Here is a 2,107-nt window from a genome sequence, read left to right as displayed (position 1 = left end):
CGGGCGGGGCGTCCGTGGCGAGCCGTTCGACCTCGACGAGGGCGTGCTGGCCGGTGCAACCCTGGGCGAGCCGGGAGGTTCCCCGGTCCGCCGTCAGCGCGTTGGGATTGCCGTGCACGCAGGTCGCCACGGCGGGGGCGGAGTAGTCGAACCAGGCCCCGGTGGACATCTGCACCACCCCCGGGCGTAGCGCATCCGTGCGTACCACCCCGGCGAGGCAGCTTCCCCGGTCGTTGCGCACCCGCACGACATCACCGTCACGCAGGCCGCGCGCGTCCGCGTCCGACGGGTGCATCCGCAGCGGCTCGCGACCGGCAATCTTGGATGCCTGGCTGTGCGCGCCCATGTCGAGCTGGCCGTGCAGCCGGGTTGCCGGTTGGTTCGCGATCAGGTGCAGGGGGAAGCGGGCCGCGGCCGGTGCACCGAGCCATTCGGCCGGCTCCAGCCAGGTCGGATGCCCGGGGCAGTCGTCGTAGCCGAAGCCCTCCACCGTGGCAGAGAAGATCTCGATACGTCCGCTGGGGGTGGACAGGCGCGCCTTGCCGGGGTCGGCGCGGAAGTCCTCGAACAGCACGACGCGGTCGTGACGGTCAGGAAGCGCCACCTCGCCGTCCGAGCCGTCCGACCAGAACTCGTCGAAACCCGGGATGTCCCGCCCTGCCGCGAGCATCGTGGCCCGCCACCGCTCGTACAGGTGGACCAGCCACTGCCGCGACGTACGGCCCTCGGTGAACTCCCGCTCCACCTCGAGCCGGCGGGCGAGGCCGGTGAGGATGTCGTACTCGTCGCGGGATTCGCCGAACGGCGCCAGCACGCGACGCATCGCCGAGAGGTGGCTGTCACCGCGTCCGGCACCGATGTCGTCGCGTTCCAGCGATGTGGTGACCGGCAGGACGATGTCGGCGTGGCGGGCGGTCGCCGTCCAGTACGGCTCGTGCACGATGATCGTGTCCGGGCGGGTGAGCGCCCGGCGGAGGCGGGTCAGATCCTGGTGGTGGTGGAACGGGTTGCCGCCGGCCCAGTGGACGAGCCGGATGTCGGGGTAGGTGTGGACGCCGCCGTCGTAGTCGAACCGCTTACCGGGCCGCAACAGCAGGTCGGCGATCCGGGCCACGGGGATGAACGCCCTGACCGGGTTGTGGCCCTGGCTGAACGTGGGCAGCCCGTAGCGCAGCAGGCCGCCGCCGACGTCACCCATGGAGCCGTAGCCGAGCCCGAAGCCCGCGCCGGGCAGGCCGATCTGCCCGAGCAGCGCGGCCAGGGCGATGACGGCCCACAGCGGCTGCTCCCCGTGTTCAATGCGCTGCAGGGACCAGCCGACCGTGACCAGCGTGCGTGCTCCCGCCATCCGGCGGGCGAGGGTGCGCAGGTCGTCCGCGTCCAGCCCACTGATCCGCGCCGCCCAGGACGGGTCCTTGGGCTGCCCGTCGGTACGGCCGAGCACATACTGCTCGAACCGGTCCGCGCCAACGGTGTAGCGGTCGAGGAACGCCCGGTCGGCCAGCCCCTCGGTGAGCAGAACATGGCAGAGCGCGAGCATGACCGCGACGTCGCTGCCGGGCACCAGCGGCAGCCAGGACGCCCCCACCTCGGCCGGGATGTCGTCCCGGATCGGGCTCAGCGACACCACCCGCATGCCCCGCCCGGCCGCGGCCAGCAGATGATGACGGGCGGTGTGCCGGGCCCGCCCGCCAGGGGTGACCCACAGGTTGGACGCACGCACACCGCCGAAGGCGACCAGCAGGTCGGTGTGCTCGGCGATCACCGGCCAGGACGTCCCCTCCCGCAACGCCGCGAACTCCCCGGGCCGGCCGAGGATGTGCGGCAGGATGACATGTGCCGCACCCAGGCTGTAACTGTTGACCGACCGGGTGAACCCGCCGATGAGGCCGAGGAACCGGTGCAGCTGGCTCTGCGCGTGGTGGAAGCGCCCCGCGCTGGACCAGCCGTAGGACCCACCGAAGATCGCGGTGTTGCCGTGCCGCGCACGCACCCGCTCGAGCTCGGCGGCTACCAGATCCAGTACCTGCGGCCAGGGCAGTTCGACGAACGAGTCGTCGCCGCGGCGGCTGTCGGGGCCTGGGCCGTCCTCCAGCCAGCCGCGGCG

Annotated in this window: 1 protein-coding gene; it reads right to left on the bottom strand. The window is 72.4% G+C overall.

The window, feature by feature from the left end; genetic code table 11:
* Positions 1-2,107: molybdopterin-dependent oxidoreductase (locus tag DD1DGNOD_RS09970; protein WP_206443060.1), on the bottom strand; the 2,107-nt coding region annotated here is incomplete at both ends.

Source organism: Candidatus Protofrankia californiensis, from assembly GCF_900634765.1.
Lineage (GTDB): Bacteria > Actinomycetota > Actinomycetes > Frankiales > Frankiaceae > Protofrankia > Protofrankia californiensis.
Note: the sequence above shows the minus strand (reverse complement) of the source record. Positions and strands in the feature narration are given on the sequence as shown.